The organism is Bordetella sp. BOR01, from assembly GCF_019218885.1.
In the GTDB taxonomy this organism is placed as follows: Bacteria; Pseudomonadota; Gammaproteobacteria; order Burkholderiales; family Burkholderiaceae_B; genus Bordetella_A.
Genome location: NZ_JAHUWT010000002.1, coordinates 534768 through 551997, shown reverse-complemented (window position 1 = coordinate 551997; position 17230 = coordinate 534768). Strand labels below are relative to the sequence as shown.

Sequence of the window (17230 nt, the reverse complement as noted above, 5' to 3'; positions counted from 1 at the left end):
ATCGCCATATACCAATACAGGAGGAAGACATGCGTGGTTTGAAAAAGGGAATTTTCCCCGCGGTGCTCGCGGCATTGGTACTTTGCTCGGGCACCGCCATGGCAGCGTATCCGGCACACAGCATCAACATCGTCGTGCCGTTCTCGGCAGGAGGCAGCACCGACATCGTGGCACGCATCCTGGCCCGGGATCTTGCGACGGCCATGGGCCAGCCAGTCGTGGTGGAGAACAAGCCGGGAGCCAGCGGCAACATCGCCGGAGACTACGTCGCGCGATCCAGCCCCGACGGATACACCCTTTTCATGGGAACCAGCACATCGATCGCCAATATTGCGCTGTTCAAGAAGTTGCCGTTCGATATTCTGGCCGATTTCATCCCGATCTCGCAGATAGCCAACACACCGCTCGTGCTTGTCGCCAACAACGACCTCCCCGTGGACGATGTGGCCGGACTCATCAAGCTGGCCAAGGAAAAACCGGGCAAGCTGAACTACGGGTCCGGCGGCCCGGGCACATCCCAGCACCTGGGCGGGGTCATGTTCTCGAAAATGGCGAACGTAGAGATGACGCACATCCCCTACAAAGGCGCCGCCCCGGCGATGACCGACCTTATGGGCGGCAATATCCAGATCATGTTCGCACCGCTCATAGACGCGTTGACGTTCATTCGGGGCGGCAAAGTCAAGGCGCTTGGCATAACGACGGCCAAGGCGGCGCCTCAGGTTCCAGATGTGCCGCCTATCGCGAAAACCCTGCCGGGTTTCGAGATAGCAACCTGGAATGCGGTCTTCGTGCCCGCCGGCACGCCGCAAGCCGTGGTCGACACTCTGTCGCGAAGCATAACTGCCGTCACCCGCAGCCCTGAAATGCACAAGGCCATCGAAAACCAAGGGTCGGAGGCGATAGGCAGCACGCCGAAGGAATTCAAGGCCTTTCTTGACCGGGAGACCGTGCTGTGGAAGGGCCTGGTCAAATCGTCCGGCGCATCCGCCGACTGAACGGCCCTGGAATCCATAGCCATGCGCTTCGTCACCTTCGAACATCAAGGCCAGGCACGCGCCGGTGTGCTGGTTCCGCACGCCGCGGGCCGGGCTGCCAGCCTGATCGATGGCGCGCATCCCGCCCGCCCGATGCCACTACGGCAGCTATCCCCGTCCATGACGGCCTGGATCGAATTCGGCTTGGTCGAGCTGTCTGTGGCGCTGAAAGACTCGGCCCCGGAACAAGAATGCCTGCTTCCCTTGTCGGCAGTACGCCTGCTGGCGCCATTGCCGTGCCCGGGCAAGATTGTCGGCGCGGCCTTCAATTATCGAGATGGGCTGGCAGCCAGCAGCCGGCCGGCGCCCGACCAGCCTGTCATCTTCATCAAGTCCCGCTCGACCGTTATCGGCCCCGATGAGCCCATTCACCTTGCTGCGGGCAACCAGGTGACCTACGAGGCCGAGCTGGCGGCGATCATCGGCAGGCCGGCATTGAAAACAAGCACCGATGCCGCTTCAGCGCACGTATGCGGATATGCCATTTTCAATGACGTCAGCTACACAAATATGGTCCGGGACGACGGCGGCTTCGTACGGGGCAAGAACCAGCCCACGACAGGGCCGCTGGGTCCGTGGATCGTTTCGGCCGACGATATCGTCGACCCCCACGACCTTGCAATCGAGCTGGAGATCGACGGCGTGGCACTGCAGTCTTCCAGCACATCACAAATGCTGTTCCGCATCGACGAACTGGTCGCCTACGCATCCGCGCAAATGCCGCTGGACCCAGGCGACGTTATTGCGACGGGAACGCCCGCCGGGGTGGCCGCCAACCACCAGCCCGCGGCCTGGCTGAGACATGGCCAACGCACCACCCTGCGCATCAGCGAACTGGGCGAACTCAGCAATCCTGTCGTGGAGACCTAAGCGTATGAAAACCGGCATTCCCAATATCTTGCTGACCAACGCCATCCAGCAAGATGAACAGGCCCGCCTGGCGCAGAACGGACACGTGGTCGTCGCGCCCAATGCCCAGGCGGACACCTTGCGCGAGCTCGTCGCCCACGCCGACGTGCTGGTCGTCAGGGCCAAGTTGCCGGACGATATCTTCAATCACCAGAAGCGGCTTAGAGGTGTCGTGCGCCATGGCGTCGGACTGGACATGATTCCGATGCAGCACGCCACCGCGTTGAAAATTCCCGTCGCCAACGTGCCGGGATCAAATACGGCGTCTGTGGTGGAGTACTGCCTTAATGCCATGTTCTACCTTCAAAGGAATATGCAGGCACTGGCTCTGCTGCATCCCGTCGATGATTGGCTGCCGAAGCGGGCACGGGCCGATCGCGCGCTCGAACTGCATGGCCAGACGCTGGGTATCGTAGGGGTCGGCGCCATCGGCGGCGCATTGGCAAAGGTCGCGCTTGCCATGGGGATGACAGTCATTGGCCTGGCGAGACGACCCGGCTCCCTGCCTGCCGGCATGAACCCGGCCGACCAGCAAACCCTGTTTTCGACCGCGGATGTGGTCGTACTTACCTGCCCACTGACTGCCGAGACACGCGGCATGGTCGACGCGCCGGCATTGGCTCTGATGAAGCCCGAAGCCTTGCTGATCAACGTATCTCGCGGGCCGGTGGTAGATACGGCCGCATTGGTCGAGGCGCTGCAAAAGGGACGCCTGGGCGGCGCGGCACTCGATGTGCATGACACGCAGCCCATTCCCCAGGGTCTTTATCCATCTGGATTGCAACGGCTTCTTCTGACACCGCACGTGGCCGGCATTACGCACTCGAGCATGGCACGCATGAGCCGGGGGGCCGTGGACGAGGTACTGCGGCTGCTTCGCGGCGAACGCTTCGTCAATCTGGTCAATCCACAGATCTTTCAATAACCATCCACGAGCAAACGGTAAACGGTAAATGGCCATGAAAATTACGCAACTCCGCGCCTACCCCATTTCGGTACCTGTTCCTGCCGATAAGTCCGTAACCCTGGGCATCGGCCGTAGTGTCAAGCGCGATGCCGTCCTGGTGCGCGTTGACACCAGCGATGGCCTTGTCGGTTGGGGCGAAGCACATCATGGGCGATGCCCTGGCGCCATTGCGCGCCTTGTCGACACCACGCTGCGAGAACTGGTGACGGGAATGGATCCCATGGACGTCTCCGGCGTCTGGACGCGCGTCTACAAGATGCAAATCGGCAGCCATGGAATGGGCACCGCGGCCGCATTGGCACTCAGCGGCCTGGATCTCGCGCTATGGGACCTGCGCTGCCAGGTGGCCGGGTTGCCGCTCTATTCCTTGCTGGGTGGCAAGAATCGCCCCATCAAGGCCTACGCGGGCGGCATATCCCTGGGCTGGCAGCCGCCCGGATCCCTGGCGCAAGAGGCCGCAAGCTATGTCGAGCAGGGCTATCGCGCCGTGAAACTGCGCGTCGGCGACACAGTCGCCCGCGACACTGCTCGCGTCCTGGCGGTACGCACCGCGTTGGGCGACGATATCGACATCCTGGTCGATGCCAATACCAGCTACACCCTGGATGACGTGCGGCGCGTTCTTCCCGTCTATGACGAATTGAATGTGGGCTGGCTGGAAGAACCCTTCCCCGCGCATGACCTTGCACTGTACCGTCGCGCATCGAAACTGGGTCGCACGCCGCTTGCAGCAGGAGAAAATCATTACACCCGCTATGAATTCGATCCGCTGCTGGCATCCGAATCCATCGGCTTCGCGCAGCCCGATCTGTCAAAAGCCGGAGGCATCACCGAAGCGTTGAAAATTGCCGCGATCGCGAGCGCCCGGCGCATCAGCGTCAACCCGCACACCTCGGCCACCGCGATCAACATGGCGACGTCCATCAGCTTTCTATGTGGCGTCGACAATCCCGGCTATTTCGAGGCAGACCTGACACCATACAACCCATTCCGGGACGAACTGGCCGACAAGTTTCCTTATGCGCTGGACGGCGATGGGTGTGTCAGTGCGCTGGAAGGGGTGGGTATAGGCTTGCGCATCGACGAGCACTTCGTTGCCGCCCATCCGCTGATCGAAGGGCCTTGTTATGTTTAAGAAGGAACTGACAATGGAATGATCTTTCTTTCCATCAACACCGTCAGCCAGTGCTTCACGCATTCTTCGGTGTCGCACACCTGCGTGAAGCCCGCCTGCTTGACCTTCACCGTGCTGACAAACGCGGGCGCGGGCGCCGCCTTCAAGCCATATCCAAACCGCGCATCCGCCGAATAATGCGACTGGCCCAGCAGTTGCGCCATGCTCATCGGCCGCAACCCGTGTTGCTTGACGATGCCCGCCCACGCGTCCGCGCGGCTGGGCAAATATTCGGCCAGGCACAAAGGCTGGTCCGGGCCCGGCTCGACATGCAGGAACTCTGCCAGGCCTGGCCATAGATCGCGCCAGCTGAAGACTTCACCGTTGGTCAGGTTGTAATGTTCGCCCCGGGCCTGCGGATTATCGGCTGCCCATACGGCTGCGTTGCCGATCAGGCGCGCATCCACCGCCTCACGCGGATATGAAATATGGCCCGGATAGCAAAACGCCTTGCCTTCCGCCCGGCACAGCGCGGCATAGATCCCGATGACCGGTATGGTATTCATGGCCACGCCCACGTTCGGGCCCAGCACGATGGTAGGACGGAAGATCGTCCAACCGAAGCCGCACTGCGCCGCCTTTTCCCGGATGTAGTCTTCCTGAAACCAGTACGAGTTCGGATGATCGTCGCGAGGCTCGCGCTCGCGCGCGGGCGTGCGTATGGGATGCAGGTGAACGCCATACGCCTTGGTGCCCTGCAGCAGCGTCACGTGCTGCAGGCCGGCACCCTGGACCAGGGGCTCGATCACGTTCCTGATCATGGCCAGGTTGGTGGCCATCTGCTCCGGGTCTTGCCAACCGGCGATCAGCGTGGGCTTCTCGTAGACCGCGGCGTAGACCACGTGGGTCACCTGGGGCAGGTCCTGGAAGGCCTGGCGGCAGGCTGCGGCATCCTGCAGGTCGACGGCCAGGTGCGTGAACGGCCTTTCGCTGGAAACCTCGGGCCGCCGCCGCGAAATCGCGATGACATCCCAGCCGGCATTCAGGAACGAGTCTACGGCCGCCGTGCCGACTAGTCCGCTGGCACCTGTAATGAGTACGGTACGTGGCATAACGGCATCAATCCATGACCAGGTTGATCTGCTTGAACAGCTCTTTGAAGCGGGCAAATTCATCGGTCATGCGCTTGCCGAATTCGGCGCGCGTATCCGAAGCGGCAACAATGCCCAGGTTCGAGAACTTCTCTTGCACATCGGGGCTGCTGACGGCCTTGGCAATTTCGTCGTGCAGGCGATCCAGGATCTCGGTGGGCGTGCCGGCCGGGGCCACGATGCCATACCAGGCCACGCTTTCAGCGCCAGGCAGGCCGGCCTCGGCCACGGTGGGTACATCGGGCAACAGCGGCGAGCGCTTGTCGTCGGCCACCGCAATCGCGCGCAGCTGGCCCGATTTCACGAAGGCCAGGATGGGCGGCACGCCGCTGATGACCATCGAAGTACGGCCCCCCAGGGTGTCGGTGATAGCTTCGCTATTGCCCTTGTAAGGCACATGCAGGATGGTGGTTTTCGACAAGTGCTGGAACAGTTCACCCGCGATGTGGCCGCTGGTGCCCATGCCGGCCGACGCAAAGCTGACCTTGTCCGGGTTGGCCTTGATATAGGCGATCAGCTCTTTCAGGTTGTGCACCGGCAGCGACGGGTTCACCAATATGACGTTGGGGCCCGTGGCCACCAAGGCAACCGGCACCAGGTCTTTCATAGAGTCATACGGCATCTTCGCGCGGGCGTTCGGATTGACCGTGATCGGCCCGGCCGAGGCAAAGCCGATGGTGTAGCCGTCTTTGTCGGCCTTGGCGATGATGTCGGTGCCCAGGTCGCCGCCCGCGCCCGGCTTGTTCTCGACGATCACAGGCTGGCCCAGTTGCTCGGACAAGGGCTTGGCCACCAAGCGGGCAATGATATCGATGGAACTGCCCGGGCCATAGGTGGCGATCAGGCGGATGGGACGCGAGGGCCAGCTTGAAGCCGCCTGGGCGGCGGTCACGGCGGCCAGGCCCAGGGCCAGGCCGGCTATCAATCGCTGCAGGGTCATGATGTTGTCTCCTGATGGATATGTTTCTACTTAGTTGGTGTGGGAATACATCGGCTTGCCGGGGTGCGGCAGGCGGGCACGCAGAATGACGCCTTGATCGGCTTCGGTGATGTAAAGGCTGCGCCCGTCATCCCCGCCGAAAGCGACGTTGGTGGTGCGCAGGCCTGCGCACGAACGGATGCGGTACAGCGGTTCGCCCAGCGGGCTGAACAGCCAGACCGTGCCGGCCTGGGCATGCACAATGGCCAGGTTGCCGGCTTCGTCCAGCGCCAGGCCGTCCGGCCCGGCCGTGCTGCCGGACAACTGGATGAAACGGCTGGCCTTCTTCATGGTGCCGTCCGGCTCCAGCCGCAAGGCGTAAATAGCGTTGTCGTGGGTAATGGCAACGTACAGCACGTTCTCGGCCTTGTTCAGCACCAATCCGTTGGGCCCGGCCAGGCCGTCCATCAACAAGTCCACGGTCTTGCCGTCCGCGCGCAGGCGAAACACACGGCCCGTGGGGTTGTTCAGGGCGCTCTCGCCCTGGTCGGTGAAGTACAGGTCGCCATTGGACGCGAAGAACAGGTCGTTCAGGCCCCGCAGCCCTTCGCGCTGCACATGCTGCAGGTAGGGCCGTATGGTCTTTGCATGGGGATCGACCAGCATCAGGCCATGCAGGTGGTCGGCCACGAATATTCGCCCGTCCTGATGGATCTTCAGGCCATTGGGTTCGCCTGCGTAGCTGACGATCACCTCGAAGTTGCCTGCAGGGTCCACACGCAGGATGCGCCCATGCGCCAGGTCCACGCACCACAGATTGCCGGCACGGTCGAAAGCGGGCCCTTCAAGAAACGAGTGCATCTTCGCATGGCGCGCGGCCAGCCAGGTGGATGGCTGGTCAGTCAGCTGCAACGATTCCGGCAGCCGGGCAAAGACTTCGGTCTGCAGCGGTTCGGCGGGGGGATACATATCGGCCTCTCTCAGAGTTACGGCTGGCCGTCAGGCAGCTCGATGCCCAGCATCAACGCGCTCAGCGACTTGCCATGCGGGTCCAGGCGCAGCGAACGGGTCACCCCGCCGGCCAGCACATCGGGAATGACGAAGTTCAGTGCCTTCAGGCTTTCGACCTCGTAGCGCCGGACCGGCCCCGCCCCCAGGTGCGCGAACGCCTGCGCGACCCGATCGGCGGTCAGCGCGCGGCGCAGCACTTGCCAGCCGGCATCGTCGTAGGCAATGACGGCGATGCTCGACGTATTGCCCTTGTCGCCGGCGCGTGCGTGCGCCAGGTCGTAGACCAGGGTTGCCATGGCTATGCTCCTATGGTGATCACTTGCGGGTTGACCCAGTCGCGGGGAATCAGCACCGCGTCCACGGCAATGACCTCTTTGGCGCCCAGGTTGACCGGGCCGCCGGCGCCGTAAGGGCCTTGCATGTTCAACTGCCGCACGTGGTCGCCCAGCAGGTGGGCGCTTTTCTTGTCGGGGCAGCGTGCCGCAACACGCAGGCGCACCTCGTAGGGATTGCCGGCCATGGATGCCGGATGGTTGCCATGCAGGCTGCTGATGCCGATCAGGTCGACCTGTAATTCGCTGGCCACGCCGCCGTCCAGCCGGAAACGCTCTTTGACGGTCTCAGCCGCCAACTGGGCACGCGCAATCGCGTTGACGCCGGCGTAGGCGACTTCGCCCGTGCCGATCCAGCCATCGAAGTAGCCGACCACCACCTTGTAGCTATCGGTGCGCGGGCGGGCGCTAATGCCCCGCACCGCCACGCGGTCGGGCGTCAGCTCGTCAAAATGCAGGCCCTGCAGCGACAGCACGCAATCGGGAGTGATGTAGGCGTTGGGGTCGTGGATTTCGTACATGGCCTGCTCGGTGCAGGTCATGCGGTCCAGCCGGCCGCCGGAGCCGTCGGGCTTGCCGATGAACAGTTCGCCATCGCTGTAAATGTCGGCATAGGGGTAGGGCAGTTCGGCCAGCCGCGGCACATCCTTCTTGCCCGGATCGGCAAAATAGCCGCCCGTAACCTGGGCCGAGCATTCCAGCAAGTGCCCCATGATCGTGCCGGCGGCCAGGCGCGGCACATCATCATATGCCCAGCCGTGATGATGCAGCGCCACGCCCAGGAATAGCGACGGATCGGCCACCCGGCCCGTCATCACGACATGTGCGCCGGTAGCCAGCGCGTCGCGCACGATGTCGGCGCCCAGGTAGGCATTGGCCGACGCCAACCGGGGCAGGATTTCTTCCAGCGGCAGATGGCGGTCCGTCAGTTGCAGTTCGGGGTGTGCCCGCACGCGGTCGATCACGTCGTCGCCCACCACCGCAGCGCATTGCAGGCCGCGCCATCCCAATTCCCGGCCGATATCCAGGGCCGCCTGTGCCGCGCCGACCGGGTTGGCAGCCCCCATGTTGGACACCAGCCGCACACCCTTCTGCTGGCACAGGGGCAGGAAACCGCGCATGCGCTCATCCAGCATCGGGTTATAGCCGCGCGCCCCATCATGCCGGCGCGTCAGCGTTTCCCGCGCGATCGTGCGTTCGGCCAGGCATTCGCACACCAGGTAGTCCAGGTCGCACTGTTGCAGCAGTTGCAGCGCCGGGCCGATGCGATCGTCGGCCATGCCTGCCCCCACCCCGATGCGCAGTCGTGTGCGCGGCTTGTCCATGCTTGTCTCCGTGTGTGCTCGCCTGCGCCCAGTATGAGCAGGATTTTCTAATGCTCAAAATGATATATTTACATCTCGGTGATAACTTAATTGCATTGCCATGACCAGTACGCGGCTTACCCTGACCATCTCCGAACTGGAAGCCGTGCTGCTCGTGGCAGAAACGCGCAACTTCCGCATGGCGGCCGAACACGCGCACGTGTCCCAGCCCGCCCTTAGCCGGCGGGTCCAGGCGGCCGAGCACAAGCTCAATGCCAAACTCTTCGATCGCGACAAGCACGGCGTGGCACTGACCGATGCCGGAACAGAACTGGTACCTATTGCGCAGCGCATGCTGTCCGAGTTCCGCGATTCCCTGAGCGACCTGTCCGAGTTCATTGCCGGCCGGCGCGGCAGCGTGAACATCTGGGCGCTGCCCTCGGTGGCGGCCGCCCTCTTGCCAGCGACCGCCCGGGCGCTTCAGCAGTCGCATCCGCAAGTGCGTCTCGTGATCCAGGCGGCCTCGGCACGGCAGGTGACGCAGGCCGTGGCGGAAGGCAAGGCGGATCTCGGCATTTCCGTCGCCATTGCCAACCAGCCGGCCGACGTGATGTTCACCCCGCTACTGAAAGAGAACTTCGTGCTGATCTGCCCCGTCGACGACCCCTTGGCACGAAAGAAAAGGGTGGACTGGACCGTGTTCGCCAGCCGGCCGTTCGTTGCCAGTGGGCCGGCCAGCAGTATCCGGTTGGTAACGGACCGGATACTGGCGGCTTCGGGGCGTATGCCGGACGCGAATTACGTGGCCGACAATATATCGGTCGTAGGAGCCATGGTGGCCGCGGGGGTGGGCGTGGCGGCAGTGCCCGAATTGGCGCTGCGCTTGATGGACACCACGCGCTTGCGCAGTGTGGCATTGCATACGCCTGCGGCAACGCGGGAAATCGGCATCCTGGTGCAAAAACGCCGGTCCCTGTCGGCAGCGGTATTGCGGTTCATGGAGACCTTGCAGCAGGTCAGCGCCGGAATCATCGACGGAAAATAAATGCACAAGAAGCTCGCTTGCGTGATAGCCGCCCTGGCCGGCTTGGCCTGGTGCCTGAATGCCTATGCGCAGTATTCGGTCCAATCCATTCCCAATCCGAAAACCCAGGGAAACGACCACTACGTCAGTGACCCGGACGGCAATTTGAGCGGCAGTACCCGCGCACAACTGGACGCAATCAGCACGGGCATCGAACACGCCAACGGCAGCGAATTCGCCGTGGTCGTAGTGAACGACTACCAGGGCGACAGCGATTTCAGTTTTGCCCTGGATTTGTTCACCCATTGGGGCATAGGCAAGCAAGGAAGCGACAACGGCCTTCTGCTTTTCCTGGGCATGGACAGGCGCGAGTACCGCTTCATCAGCGGCTATGGTGTAGAAGGTGTTTTTCCCGACGCCTTGCTGAAGCAGATCGGGGAAAACTACCTGGTTCCGTACCTGAAAGCCGGCAACACGGATATGGCGGTATTGGCTACCGCGAAAGCGGTCGAAAGCGTATTCCTGTCGCCCGCACATGGACTTGAACTGGCCGGCTTGCAAGCGTATCGGCCTACTTTCTGGAACCGGCATGCCGCCGCGCTGGAACAGACCCTGTATGTGCTGGCCGTATTCGCCGTCGGATTCGGCTGGATAAGCCTGGCACGCAAACGGGTGCTGAAAAAATACGCCGTCAAGCGCACGGAATATAAGCAGCATTCCCTCTGGTATGCCCTGTTTCTTTTCTTGTTCTCGTTGTTCCTGAGCCTGTTCGTGTTCCTTTTCATGGAAGTGATCGAGCGCGTCTACCAATTCAAGAATCTGCCGTATTTCGCGGCCGCTTTTGGAACATTCCTGCTGCTCTTTCACTATTACGGATGCAGGGAATTCCTCAAGAAAAGCACCCGGGACAAGAAAACCAGCCTGGACATGCAGGTTTCGTTTACTCGCCTGAGCCTGGTGCCACTGCTGCTGTCGCCGTTTACCTACAAGGCCTATTACGACCTGGGCAAGAACAGCAAGAATGCCCGCCTGCGGGCAATCCCCCCGGCAACAGCGGGCAAATGGTCCCGAGTAAATCGCGACGCATTCAAGCGCGCAGATCTGAAGAAGTACCTGAATGAGCTGCAGATGCGGGAAGAAGCGCTTGGCGCCAAGGCCTACGAAATCTGGCGGGATCCGGATACCGGAAAAACCCGGATCATCGAATTTGCCGGCGACAAGGCCGCGCGATATATGGCTTGCCCAAAATGCCACGGGCGAACCCTGCAGAAGCCAGAGATAAAGGTGCGCAAACGAGCCACCCGTACCCAGACCGGGACAGGGGAGCGCATGCAAGAGTGCGCCTTTTGCGACTACGCAATATCGCTTGGGATGGTGACGCTTGCCAAGCTGCAGGGCAGCTCGTCCTCTTCTGGCGGTTCCAGTGGCGGGGGAAGCAGCAGCAGCAGCAGTGGAGGCAGTTTTGGCGGAGGGTCCAGCGGCGGAGGCGGCGCGGGTGCCCGATGGTAAAGCGCGGGCCAGGCCCGCGCTTACTCAAGGGTTAATGGCGGTGATGCTTGTGGCGGTGCTTGCCGCCTCGATGCTTGTCGTGGCCCCGGTAGCTTGCCCGCTTGTAGTCGCGGTCGCGGCCGCGGTCGCGGTCCCAATGGCGGCGTCCACCACGGTCGTCGTCATCGGTGATGACGTGCCCCAACACCCCGCCGGCAGCCGCGCCACCCAGGGTCAGCCAGGGGTCGCCATCTGACAGCAGCGCACCGGCCACACCGCCAAGCCCGGCACCGATCACGGTGTTGCGTCCCTGTTTGTCGGCCAGTGCCGTCGTGCTGATACCCAAAGCCAGCACACCGGCAAAGACAGCTTGAATCAGTCGTTTGTTGATCGTCATCGTTGTTCTCCTGTAGCGGGCTATCCCTGCGATGCAGCCCGACATAGGTTCGAGTGGGAATAGGAAATCACTCGCCTGGAAAACAAGTTAGCAGTTCAGCTATGTTTCAGTCTCGCAGACAGGGATACGGTACGTATAAGCTGTTTCAGTCGCTTTCTTGCCCGATATACGATGAATCAGCAATCAGGGCGGCGTGGTGGGCGCGGCGGGGGGTGCTTGCGTTGCGTTGTCGCCGGCGGGCGCGGGGAGGGAACTTGGCGGTGACGGCTGCGCTGGTTGGCTGGTTGGGCGAGGTTGGGCGGGTTGGCCCGAGCCAGCCGGGCTGCCGGCAGTTGGCGCCGGGGCCGCCGGCTTTTCCGGGGGGGTAGCCGTCTGCGGCTTCTGTGCCTGCGGATTCTGCGCCGGCGTCGTGCCCGAGTTGATTGCGGCTTTTGCCGACGACAGGTTCTGTTTCAGTTGTTCGAAGAACCCATCGTAGAACGCACCGCGCGATATCGTTTCGCTGGACGTCTTGACCAGCGAATCGTCGCTGGCCCCCACCGGCATGGATACCGCGCCCAGCACGCTCAGGCCCACGCTGGCCGAGTTGCTGGACTTCTTCATCGTATACAGCTCACGCAGTGCGCTGACGTAGACAATGGCGTCGCCATTGCCCCGGGGGGTGCAGTCCACGTTGAAGATGATCTGCGCATGCTGGTTGTCGTTTTGCTGGTCCTGGTAGTTCTTGTGTCCGCTGACCCGATTAGGTTCGGCCTTGTCGATAATGTACCCCTGGCCCAGCAGCGAACGCCGCCCGGCCTCACAGGCCGCCTGGCTGGAACCCGAGAAACTGCGGGAATACGTGTTCCCCTGTGTGAAGGAATCACGCTCGTCTATGGTCGGCGTGACCGTGCAGGCGGCCAGCAGCACGACCGAGGCCAACAGGCCGGCGCGTGTTGCGGGCAAAGAATACTGGGTGGGTAGGGATCGGGTATGCGTAAAACGCATGGGGCGCACCCCCTTGCAATCGATAATCATCCATTATTTCCGATCGCCGGGCTCGGGCCTGAATCCAAGCGTATATAGGTTGCTATGTTTGTTACTGCGGTTTGCCGCTCTGCTGCGACCCAGCCTCAGGCTCTACCCTGCTCGGTTCCCTGGAGCCGGACCGCAGGAACTGCCCAGAATCAGGTCGGAAGGAATGATCACGGTGCGCGCCTGCGGCGGCACGGTTCTCTCGATGCGTTCCAGTATCAGTTGCACGACGGCCCGGGCACTGTCCTGGAAGTTATAGCGCAGCGCGGTAACGGGGGGGTACATCAGTTCTAGTGTCTGCATCGTGCCAATCGCCACCACCGACATATCGCGGGGGATGTCCATTCCCGCTTCGCGCACCACATGCACAGCCCCGGACAGCAACTGCGTGCCCACAGCGATGATTGCGGTAGGCGGCGTGTCCAACTGCAGCATGCGCTGCATGGGCTGGCGCGCTGACTCGAGCGACGAGTCGGTCAAGTACACCAAGCTGTCATCGAAGGGCAACCCAGCCGATTCCAGCGCAGCGCGATAGCTTCGCAGCTTCGCCCTGCCCGGGCGCAACTGGCTGCCGATGGCAAACAGGGCGATCCGCCGATGGCCCAGGCTCAGCAGGTATTCCATGACCTGGCGCATGCCGGCTTCGTGGTCTATCAGCACGGCGTCGAAATCGGGGCCCATGTCGCGGTCCAGGATCACCGTGGGCAGCTTGGTGGTCGCGAAAGGCGAGGCCGCCACAGGATCGTACTCGTGCGCAGGCAAGGCGATGATGCCTTCCAGGCGCCGGTTCTCGAAGAACGCCACCAGCTCCTTGTCGCGCGACCGATGCTCCGAACTGCCTACCAGCAGGGAATAGCCTGCGGCCTGCGCCAGCCGTTCGACCTCGCTCAGGAGGATGGCGACGAAGGGATTCGCAATGCTGGGCAACAGGCAACCGATCGTCCGGCTGTGGCCGGTGCGCAGGTGGCGTGCGGCGTAGTCCGGCTCATAACCCAGCCTGGCGACGGCCTGCTGCACACGAATGCGGACATCGGGGCTGGCATAGCCCGAGTCGTTGAGCACGCGCGAAACACTGCTGATGGAAACGCCGGCTTCATGCGCGACCTCGCGCACGGAAATTCTTTTTGTCATGGTTTTCCTGGATGAAAACGTTCCACATTATTGCCTGGTATCTTGCTTCAAGCGTAGCATCATAAATAGGGAAACGTTTCCTTATTGTCGTAGCCGCCCAAAGGAGCAGCGGCTCAAGACGGGCGTCCGGTTCGCCCGTGCGGCATCTGATTCGCGCTCCGGAGACAACCATGCAATTGATCGATACCTTCGATCGGGGCGCCGGCTACGGCCTGGCCGCACCCTGCTTCATCGAGCCAGGCGGGCGAACACTAAGCTACGGCCAGGTACAGGAAATGTCGTATCGCATTGCCAACGGCCTGCGCGCAGCGGGCCTGGGCAGCGACAGCAAGGTTGGCATGCTGTCGGCCAACCACTTGCTCACCTTTGCCACTGTGCTGGGCACTGTCCGCTCCGGCTATATCTGGCTGCCCGTCAACGCGCGCAATGCCGAAGAGGAAAATGCCAATATCCTGGCGCGCGGCGGCTGCGACTTCCTGTTCATCCACACCCAATTCGCCTCGCAACTGCCAGGCCTGCTCAAAGCCCTGCCCAATCTCAAGGGCATCGTCTGCATCGACGGCGCACTGCCGCAGGCCCCGTCCCTGGAAGACTGGATGGCCGGCCAGTCCCCCGAACCGATCCGTAGCGGCGCACAGATTGACGACGTAGTGGCCATCCGCGGTACCGGTGGCACCACGGGCCTGCCCAAGGGAGTGCTGGTCACGCATCGCAACTACCTGGCACTGCTGGCGAACTGGTACGCCGCCATGCCGGTGCTCGAGCGGCCCGTGCACCTGGTCGTGGCGCCGCTTTCGCATGCCGCAGGATCGGCCACCTTCGCCGCTTGCGGCTATGGGGGATGCAATGTGATCCTGCCCTCGGCGGATCCCGCCGCGATCATCGAAGCCATCGGCCACTACAAGGTGACGCAGGTATTCCTGCCGCCGACTGCGATCTACAAACTACTGGCGCATCCGGACGTGCGCCAGGGAAACTATTCGTCGCTGCGGTATTTCCTGTATTCAGCCGCTCCGATGTCAGTCGACAAACTGCGCGAAGCGCTGGACATATTCGGCCCCGTGATGGTCCAGGCCTACGGACAGGCCGAAGCGCCATTCATGTGCACCGCCCTGACCGCCGCTGAACACGCCCGCATTCTGGACGACCCTGCCTTGCTGCACAGGCTGGCAAGCTGCGGCCGCCCTTCGCCGTTCGTGCGCATGGGCATCATGGACCCGCAAGGGCAGCTGCTGCCGGCAGGAGAACGCGGCGAGATCGTGGTCCAGGGCGACCTGGTGGTCAAAGGGTACTACCAGGACCCCGCCAAGACCGCCGAGACATTCCAGCACGGATGGCTGCACACGGGCGACGTCGGGTACCAGGACGCCGACGGCTATCTGTATATCGTCGACCGCATGAAAGACCTGATTGTCTCGGGCGGATTCAATATTTCGCCCAGCGAGATCGAGCAGGTGCTGTGGGCTTATCCGGCGGTAAGCGATTGTGCGGTAGTGGGCGTGCCGGACGACCACTGGGGCGAAGCCGTCAAGGCGGTGGTAGAGCTCAAGGCAGGCGTGCCGTGGGACGCGGAGCAGGCCATGGCCTATTGCCGCGAGCGGCTGGGCAGCATGAAAACCCCCAAGACGATCGAAGTGTGGGAACAGTTGCCACGCAGCTCTGTCGGCAAGGTACTCAAGCGCGAGATCCGAGAGCGCTACTGGAGCGGACACGCCCGGCGGATCTAGGCGCAGGCGACCTGCCTGCTGGCACCCACCCCGCAATCCCCGGGGCTTTCATCGACTGGATAACGACATGGCATTTCACCATCCCGCCTTCGTGGCAGGGGCATTCGAACACCCTACCCGCCATGCGCCGGACAAGTCTACGGCGCAGTTGCACGCCGAATGCGCGCGCGGTGCCCTGAGCGACGCCGGCCTTTCATTGGAAGATGTGGATGGCTATTTCTGCGCGGCGGATGCCCCAGGCGGCATTCCCGCGCTGATGGCCGACTATCTGAACTTGCGCAAGCTACGCCACGTGGACGGCACCGAATCGGGTGGTTGTTCCTATATCGCGCATGTCGGCCACGCGGCGGACGCGATCGCGCAAGGTAAATGCTCGGTTGCACTGATCACTCTGGCCGGCAAGCCGCGCAGCAGCGGCCAGGCCACCGGCACCGAGATCCGGCAGATCCCGCCCGAACGGCCGGCCGCCGCCTTCGAGCAGCCCTACGCATGGACAGTGGCTGGCATGTACGGCCTGCTGGCGCGCCGCCATATGCACGAATACGGCACGACCATGGAGCAGTTGGCGTGGGTCAAGGTCGCGGCGTCGCATCACGCCCAGCACAACCCCCATGCCCTGCTGCGCAAGGTCTACACCACCGAAGATGTGCTGAGCTCACCACTGGTGGCAGACCCGTTGCGCCGGATGGACTGCTGCGTAATCACCGACGGTGGCGGCGCGCTGGTCCTGGTGTCTCCGGAGATCGCCGCTTCATTATCGCGCCCCAGGATCGGCGTCAGAGGCTACGCCGAAACCATCCGCACCCACGAAGCCGGCCGGCTGGACCTGCTGCAAACCGGGGCGGCCGTCACCGGTCCGCGCGCCTTCGAGATGGCCGGGCTTACACCGGCCGACGTGAAATACGCATCTGTCTACGACAACTTCACCATCATGGTGGCCATGCAGCTGGAAGACCTGGGCTTTTGCGCGAAAGGCGATGGCGGCAGGTTCGTGGCGGACGGCAACCTGATCTCGGGCACTGGGCGCCTGCCCTGGAACACCGACGGCGGCGGGATGTGCAACAACCACCCGCAGAACCGTGGCGGAATCACCAAGGTGATCGAAGCCGTGCGGCAATTGCGCGGCGAGGCACACCCCGCAGTGCAGGTACCCGCCTGCGACATCGCACTGGCTACGGGGCCTGGCCTGGTGATGGGCGCCGGCCATGCCCACGCAACTGTGCTGCTGGAGCGCGTGCAATGACATCGACCGAAATCTCCCAGGATCCTTACGTCGCGGCCTTTCCGGAACTTGCGCCGTTCTGGCAGGCAGCCGCTCGCGGCACCTTGCTGTTGCCGTACTGCCAGGAGTGCGGCCAGACGCACTGGCATCCCCGCGCATTCTGCCCGCATTGCGGGTCCGGCCAGTTGCATTGGCAGCCAGCCTCCGGCGCCGCCACGCTGCACACTTTCTCGATCATCCACAAGGCACGGGAACCTTCCTACGTGCTGGCCTATGTCCGGCTCGATGAAGGGCCATTGGCATTGACCAACATCGTGGGCGCCAATACCGGGGACTTGCGCATAGGCATGCCGCTGCGCGTGGCGTTTCGCCAAACAAGCGAAGGGCGCCATGCGCCGGTGTTCGAACCCATGTGAATCCCGCGCCATCGCCAAGGTATCCAAGCAGCAGAACGCTCACCGGCCGCAGTCATGGCTGCGGCCA

General features: G+C 62.8%; 17 protein-coding genes. 9 read left to right on the top strand and 8 right to left on the bottom strand.

The window, feature by feature from the left end:
• Positions 1-29: 29 nt before the first annotated feature.
• Genes KW845_RS10390 through KW845_RS10375 form a run of 4 tightly spaced genes read left to right on the top strand, consistent with a single transcriptional unit; the run spans position 30 to position 4048 of the window.
• Positions 30-998 (top strand): tripartite tricarboxylate transporter substrate binding protein, encoded by a 969-nt coding sequence (locus KW845_RS10390; RefSeq protein WP_218369149.1) that lies wholly within the window; start codon positions 30-32, stop codon positions 996-998.
• A gap of 21 nt (positions 999-1019) precedes the next feature.
• The gene (locus KW845_RS10385) at positions 1020-1907 is read left to right on the top strand and encodes a fumarylacetoacetate hydrolase family protein (RefSeq protein WP_218369148.1); all 888 of its coding nucleotides are present in this window, start codon (positions 1020-1022) and stop codon (positions 1905-1907) included.
• A 4-nt stretch (positions 1908-1911) separates the two neighbouring features.
• Entirely contained in the window at positions 1912-2871 is a 960-nt protein-coding gene (locus KW845_RS10380; RefSeq protein ID WP_218369147.1) for a D-isomer specific 2-hydroxyacid dehydrogenase family protein, read from the top strand.
• Between the two features lie 34 nt (positions 2872-2905).
• Positions 2906-4048 (top strand): mandelate racemase/muconate lactonizing enzyme family protein, encoded by a 1143-nt coding sequence (locus tag KW845_RS10375; RefSeq protein ID WP_218369146.1) that lies wholly within the window; start codon positions 2906-2908, stop codon positions 4046-4048.
• Here the strand turns inward: KW845_RS10375 and KW845_RS10370 are convergent.
• Genes KW845_RS10370 through KW845_RS10350 form a run of 5 tightly spaced genes read right to left on the bottom strand, consistent with a single transcriptional unit; the run spans position 4045 to position 8765 of the window.
• Positions 4045-5139 carry an SDR family oxidoreductase gene (locus KW845_RS10370; RefSeq protein ID WP_218369145.1) on the bottom strand — a complete coding sequence of 365 codons (1095 nt, stop codon included), beginning with the start codon at positions 5137-5139 and terminating at the stop codon, positions 4045-4047. The two genes, KW845_RS10375 and KW845_RS10370, sit on opposite strands and share 4 nt — an antisense overlap.
• Positions 5140-5146: 7 nt before the next feature.
• Positions 5147-6118, bottom strand: a complete 972-nt coding sequence (locus KW845_RS10365; protein WP_218369144.1) for a tripartite tricarboxylate transporter substrate binding protein — start codon at positions 6116-6118, stop codon at positions 5147-5149.
• Between the two features lie 30 nt (positions 6119-6148).
• Positions 6149-7066: an SMP-30/gluconolactonase/LRE family protein gene (locus KW845_RS10360; protein ID WP_218369143.1), complete on the bottom strand. Its 918-nt coding sequence runs from the start codon at positions 7064-7066 to the stop codon at positions 6149-6151.
• A 17-nt stretch (positions 7067-7083) separates the two neighbouring features.
• Positions 7084-7404 (bottom strand): hypothetical protein, encoded by a 321-nt coding sequence (locus KW845_RS10355; RefSeq protein WP_218369142.1) that lies wholly within the window; start codon positions 7402-7404, stop codon positions 7084-7086.
• A 2-nt stretch (positions 7405-7406) separates the two neighbouring features.
• Positions 7407-8765 carry an acyclic terpene utilization AtuA family protein gene (locus KW845_RS10350; RefSeq protein WP_218369141.1) on the bottom strand — a complete coding sequence of 453 codons (1359 nt, stop codon included), beginning with the start codon at positions 8763-8765 and terminating at the stop codon, positions 7407-7409.
• 100 nt (positions 8766-8865) lie between these two features.
• Between KW845_RS10350 and KW845_RS10345 the strand changes: the two genes are divergently transcribed.
• Both KW845_RS10345 and KW845_RS10340 read left to right on the top strand, forming a co-directional pair.
• Positions 8866-9789: a LysR family transcriptional regulator gene (locus KW845_RS10345; protein WP_218369140.1), complete on the top strand. Its 924-nt coding sequence runs from the start codon at positions 8866-8868 to the stop codon at positions 9787-9789.
• On the top strand, positions 9790-11277 hold the full coding sequence (locus KW845_RS10340; protein ID WP_218369139.1) for a YgcG family protein: 1488 nt from the start codon (positions 9790-9792) through the stop codon (positions 11275-11277).
• A 31-nt stretch (positions 11278-11308) separates the two neighbouring features.
• Here the strand turns inward: KW845_RS10340 and KW845_RS10335 are convergent, their stop codons facing one another.
• The 3 genes from KW845_RS10335 to KW845_RS10325 all read right to left on the bottom strand — a co-directional run bounded on the left by KW845_RS10335 (position 11309) and on the right by KW845_RS10325 (position 13798).
• A complete protein-coding gene (locus tag KW845_RS10335; RefSeq protein ID WP_218369138.1) occupies positions 11309-11653 on the bottom strand; it encodes a glycine zipper 2TM domain-containing protein in 345 nt (114 codons plus the stop codon).
• 183 nt (positions 11654-11836) lie between these two features.
• Entirely contained in the window at positions 11837-12670 is an 834-nt protein-coding gene (locus tag KW845_RS10330; protein WP_218369137.1) for a DUF2242 domain-containing protein, read from the bottom strand.
• A gap of 102 nt (positions 12671-12772) precedes the next feature.
• Positions 12773-13798, bottom strand: coding sequence for a LacI family DNA-binding transcriptional regulator (locus KW845_RS10325; RefSeq protein WP_218369136.1), 1026 nt, complete (start codon positions 13796-13798; stop codon positions 12773-12775).
• Between the two features lie 170 nt (positions 13799-13968).
• On the opposite strand from KW845_RS10325, the gene KW845_RS10320 reads away from it, so the two are divergent.
• The 3 genes from KW845_RS10320 (at position 13969) to KW845_RS10310 (ending at position 17163) form a co-directional block, all read left to right on the top strand.
• Positions 13969-15525, top strand: a complete 1557-nt coding sequence (locus KW845_RS10320; RefSeq protein WP_218369135.1) for a class I adenylate-forming enzyme family protein — start codon at positions 13969-13971, stop codon at positions 15523-15525.
• A 67-nt stretch (positions 15526-15592) separates the two neighbouring features.
• Complete coding sequence (locus tag KW845_RS10315) at positions 15593-16768, top strand: thiolase domain-containing protein (protein WP_218369134.1); 1176 nt, start codon at positions 15593-15595, stop codon at positions 16766-16768.
• Positions 16765-17163 carry a Zn-ribbon domain-containing OB-fold protein gene (locus tag KW845_RS10310; protein WP_218369133.1) on the top strand — a complete coding sequence of 133 codons (399 nt, stop codon included), beginning with the start codon at positions 16765-16767 and terminating at the stop codon, positions 17161-17163. The genes KW845_RS10315 and KW845_RS10310 overlap by 4 nt, the downstream gene beginning before the upstream one ends.
• Positions 17164-17230: the final 67 nt, after the last annotated feature.

Bases quoted from the DNA above. Each gene is read 5' to 3' on its own strand.
- KW845_RS10370 (WP_218369145.1), bottom strand. From the start codon at position 5,139: ATGCCACGTACCGTACTCATTACAGGTGCCAGCGGACTAGTCGGCACG.
- KW845_RS10315 (WP_218369134.1), top strand. From the start codon at position 15,593: ATGGCATTTCACCATCCCGCCTTCGTGGCAGGGGCATTCGAACACCCT.
- KW845_RS10385 (WP_218369148.1), top strand. From the start codon at position 1,020: ATGCGCTTCGTCACCTTCGAACATCAAGGCCAGGCACGCGCCGGTGTG.
- KW845_RS10335 (WP_218369138.1), bottom strand. From the start codon at position 11,653: ATGACGATCAACAAACGACTGATTCAAGCTGTCTTTGCCGGTGTGCTG.
- KW845_RS10380 (WP_218369147.1), top strand. From the start codon at position 1,912: ATGAAAACCGGCATTCCCAATATCTTGCTGACCAACGCCATCCAGCAA.
- KW845_RS10325 (WP_218369136.1), bottom strand. From the start codon at position 13,798: ATGACAAAAAGAATTTCCGTGCGCGAGGTCGCGCATGAAGCCGGCGTT.
- KW845_RS10375 (WP_218369146.1), top strand. From the start codon at position 2,906: ATGAAAATTACGCAACTCCGCGCCTACCCCATTTCGGTACCTGTTCCT.
- KW845_RS10345 (WP_218369140.1), top strand. From the start codon at position 8,866: ATGACCAGTACGCGGCTTACCCTGACCATCTCCGAACTGGAAGCCGTG.
- KW845_RS10390 (WP_218369149.1), top strand. From the start codon at position 30: ATGCGTGGTTTGAAAAAGGGAATTTTCCCCGCGGTGCTCGCGGCATTG.
- KW845_RS10320 (WP_218369135.1), top strand. From the start codon at position 13,969: ATGCAATTGATCGATACCTTCGATCGGGGCGCCGGCTACGGCCTGGCC.
- KW845_RS10350 (WP_218369141.1), bottom strand. From the start codon at position 8,765: ATGGACAAGCCGCGCACACGACTGCGCATCGGGGTGGGGGCAGGCATG.
- KW845_RS10340 (WP_218369139.1), top strand. From the start codon at position 9,790: ATGCACAAGAAGCTCGCTTGCGTGATAGCCGCCCTGGCCGGCTTGGCC.
- KW845_RS10355 (WP_218369142.1), bottom strand. From the start codon at position 7,404: ATGGCAACCCTGGTCTACGACCTGGCGCACGCACGCGCCGGCGACAAG.
- KW845_RS10360 (WP_218369143.1), bottom strand. From the start codon at position 7,066: ATGTATCCCCCCGCCGAACCGCTGCAGACCGAAGTCTTTGCCCGGCTG.
- KW845_RS10310 (WP_218369133.1), top strand. From the start codon at position 16,765: ATGACATCGACCGAAATCTCCCAGGATCCTTACGTCGCGGCCTTTCCG.
- KW845_RS10330 (WP_218369137.1), bottom strand. From the start codon at position 12,670: ATGATTATCGATTGCAAGGGGGTGCGCCCCATGCGTTTTACGCATACC.
- KW845_RS10365 (WP_218369144.1), bottom strand. From the start codon at position 6,118: ATGACCCTGCAGCGATTGATAGCCGGCCTGGCCCTGGGCCTGGCCGCC.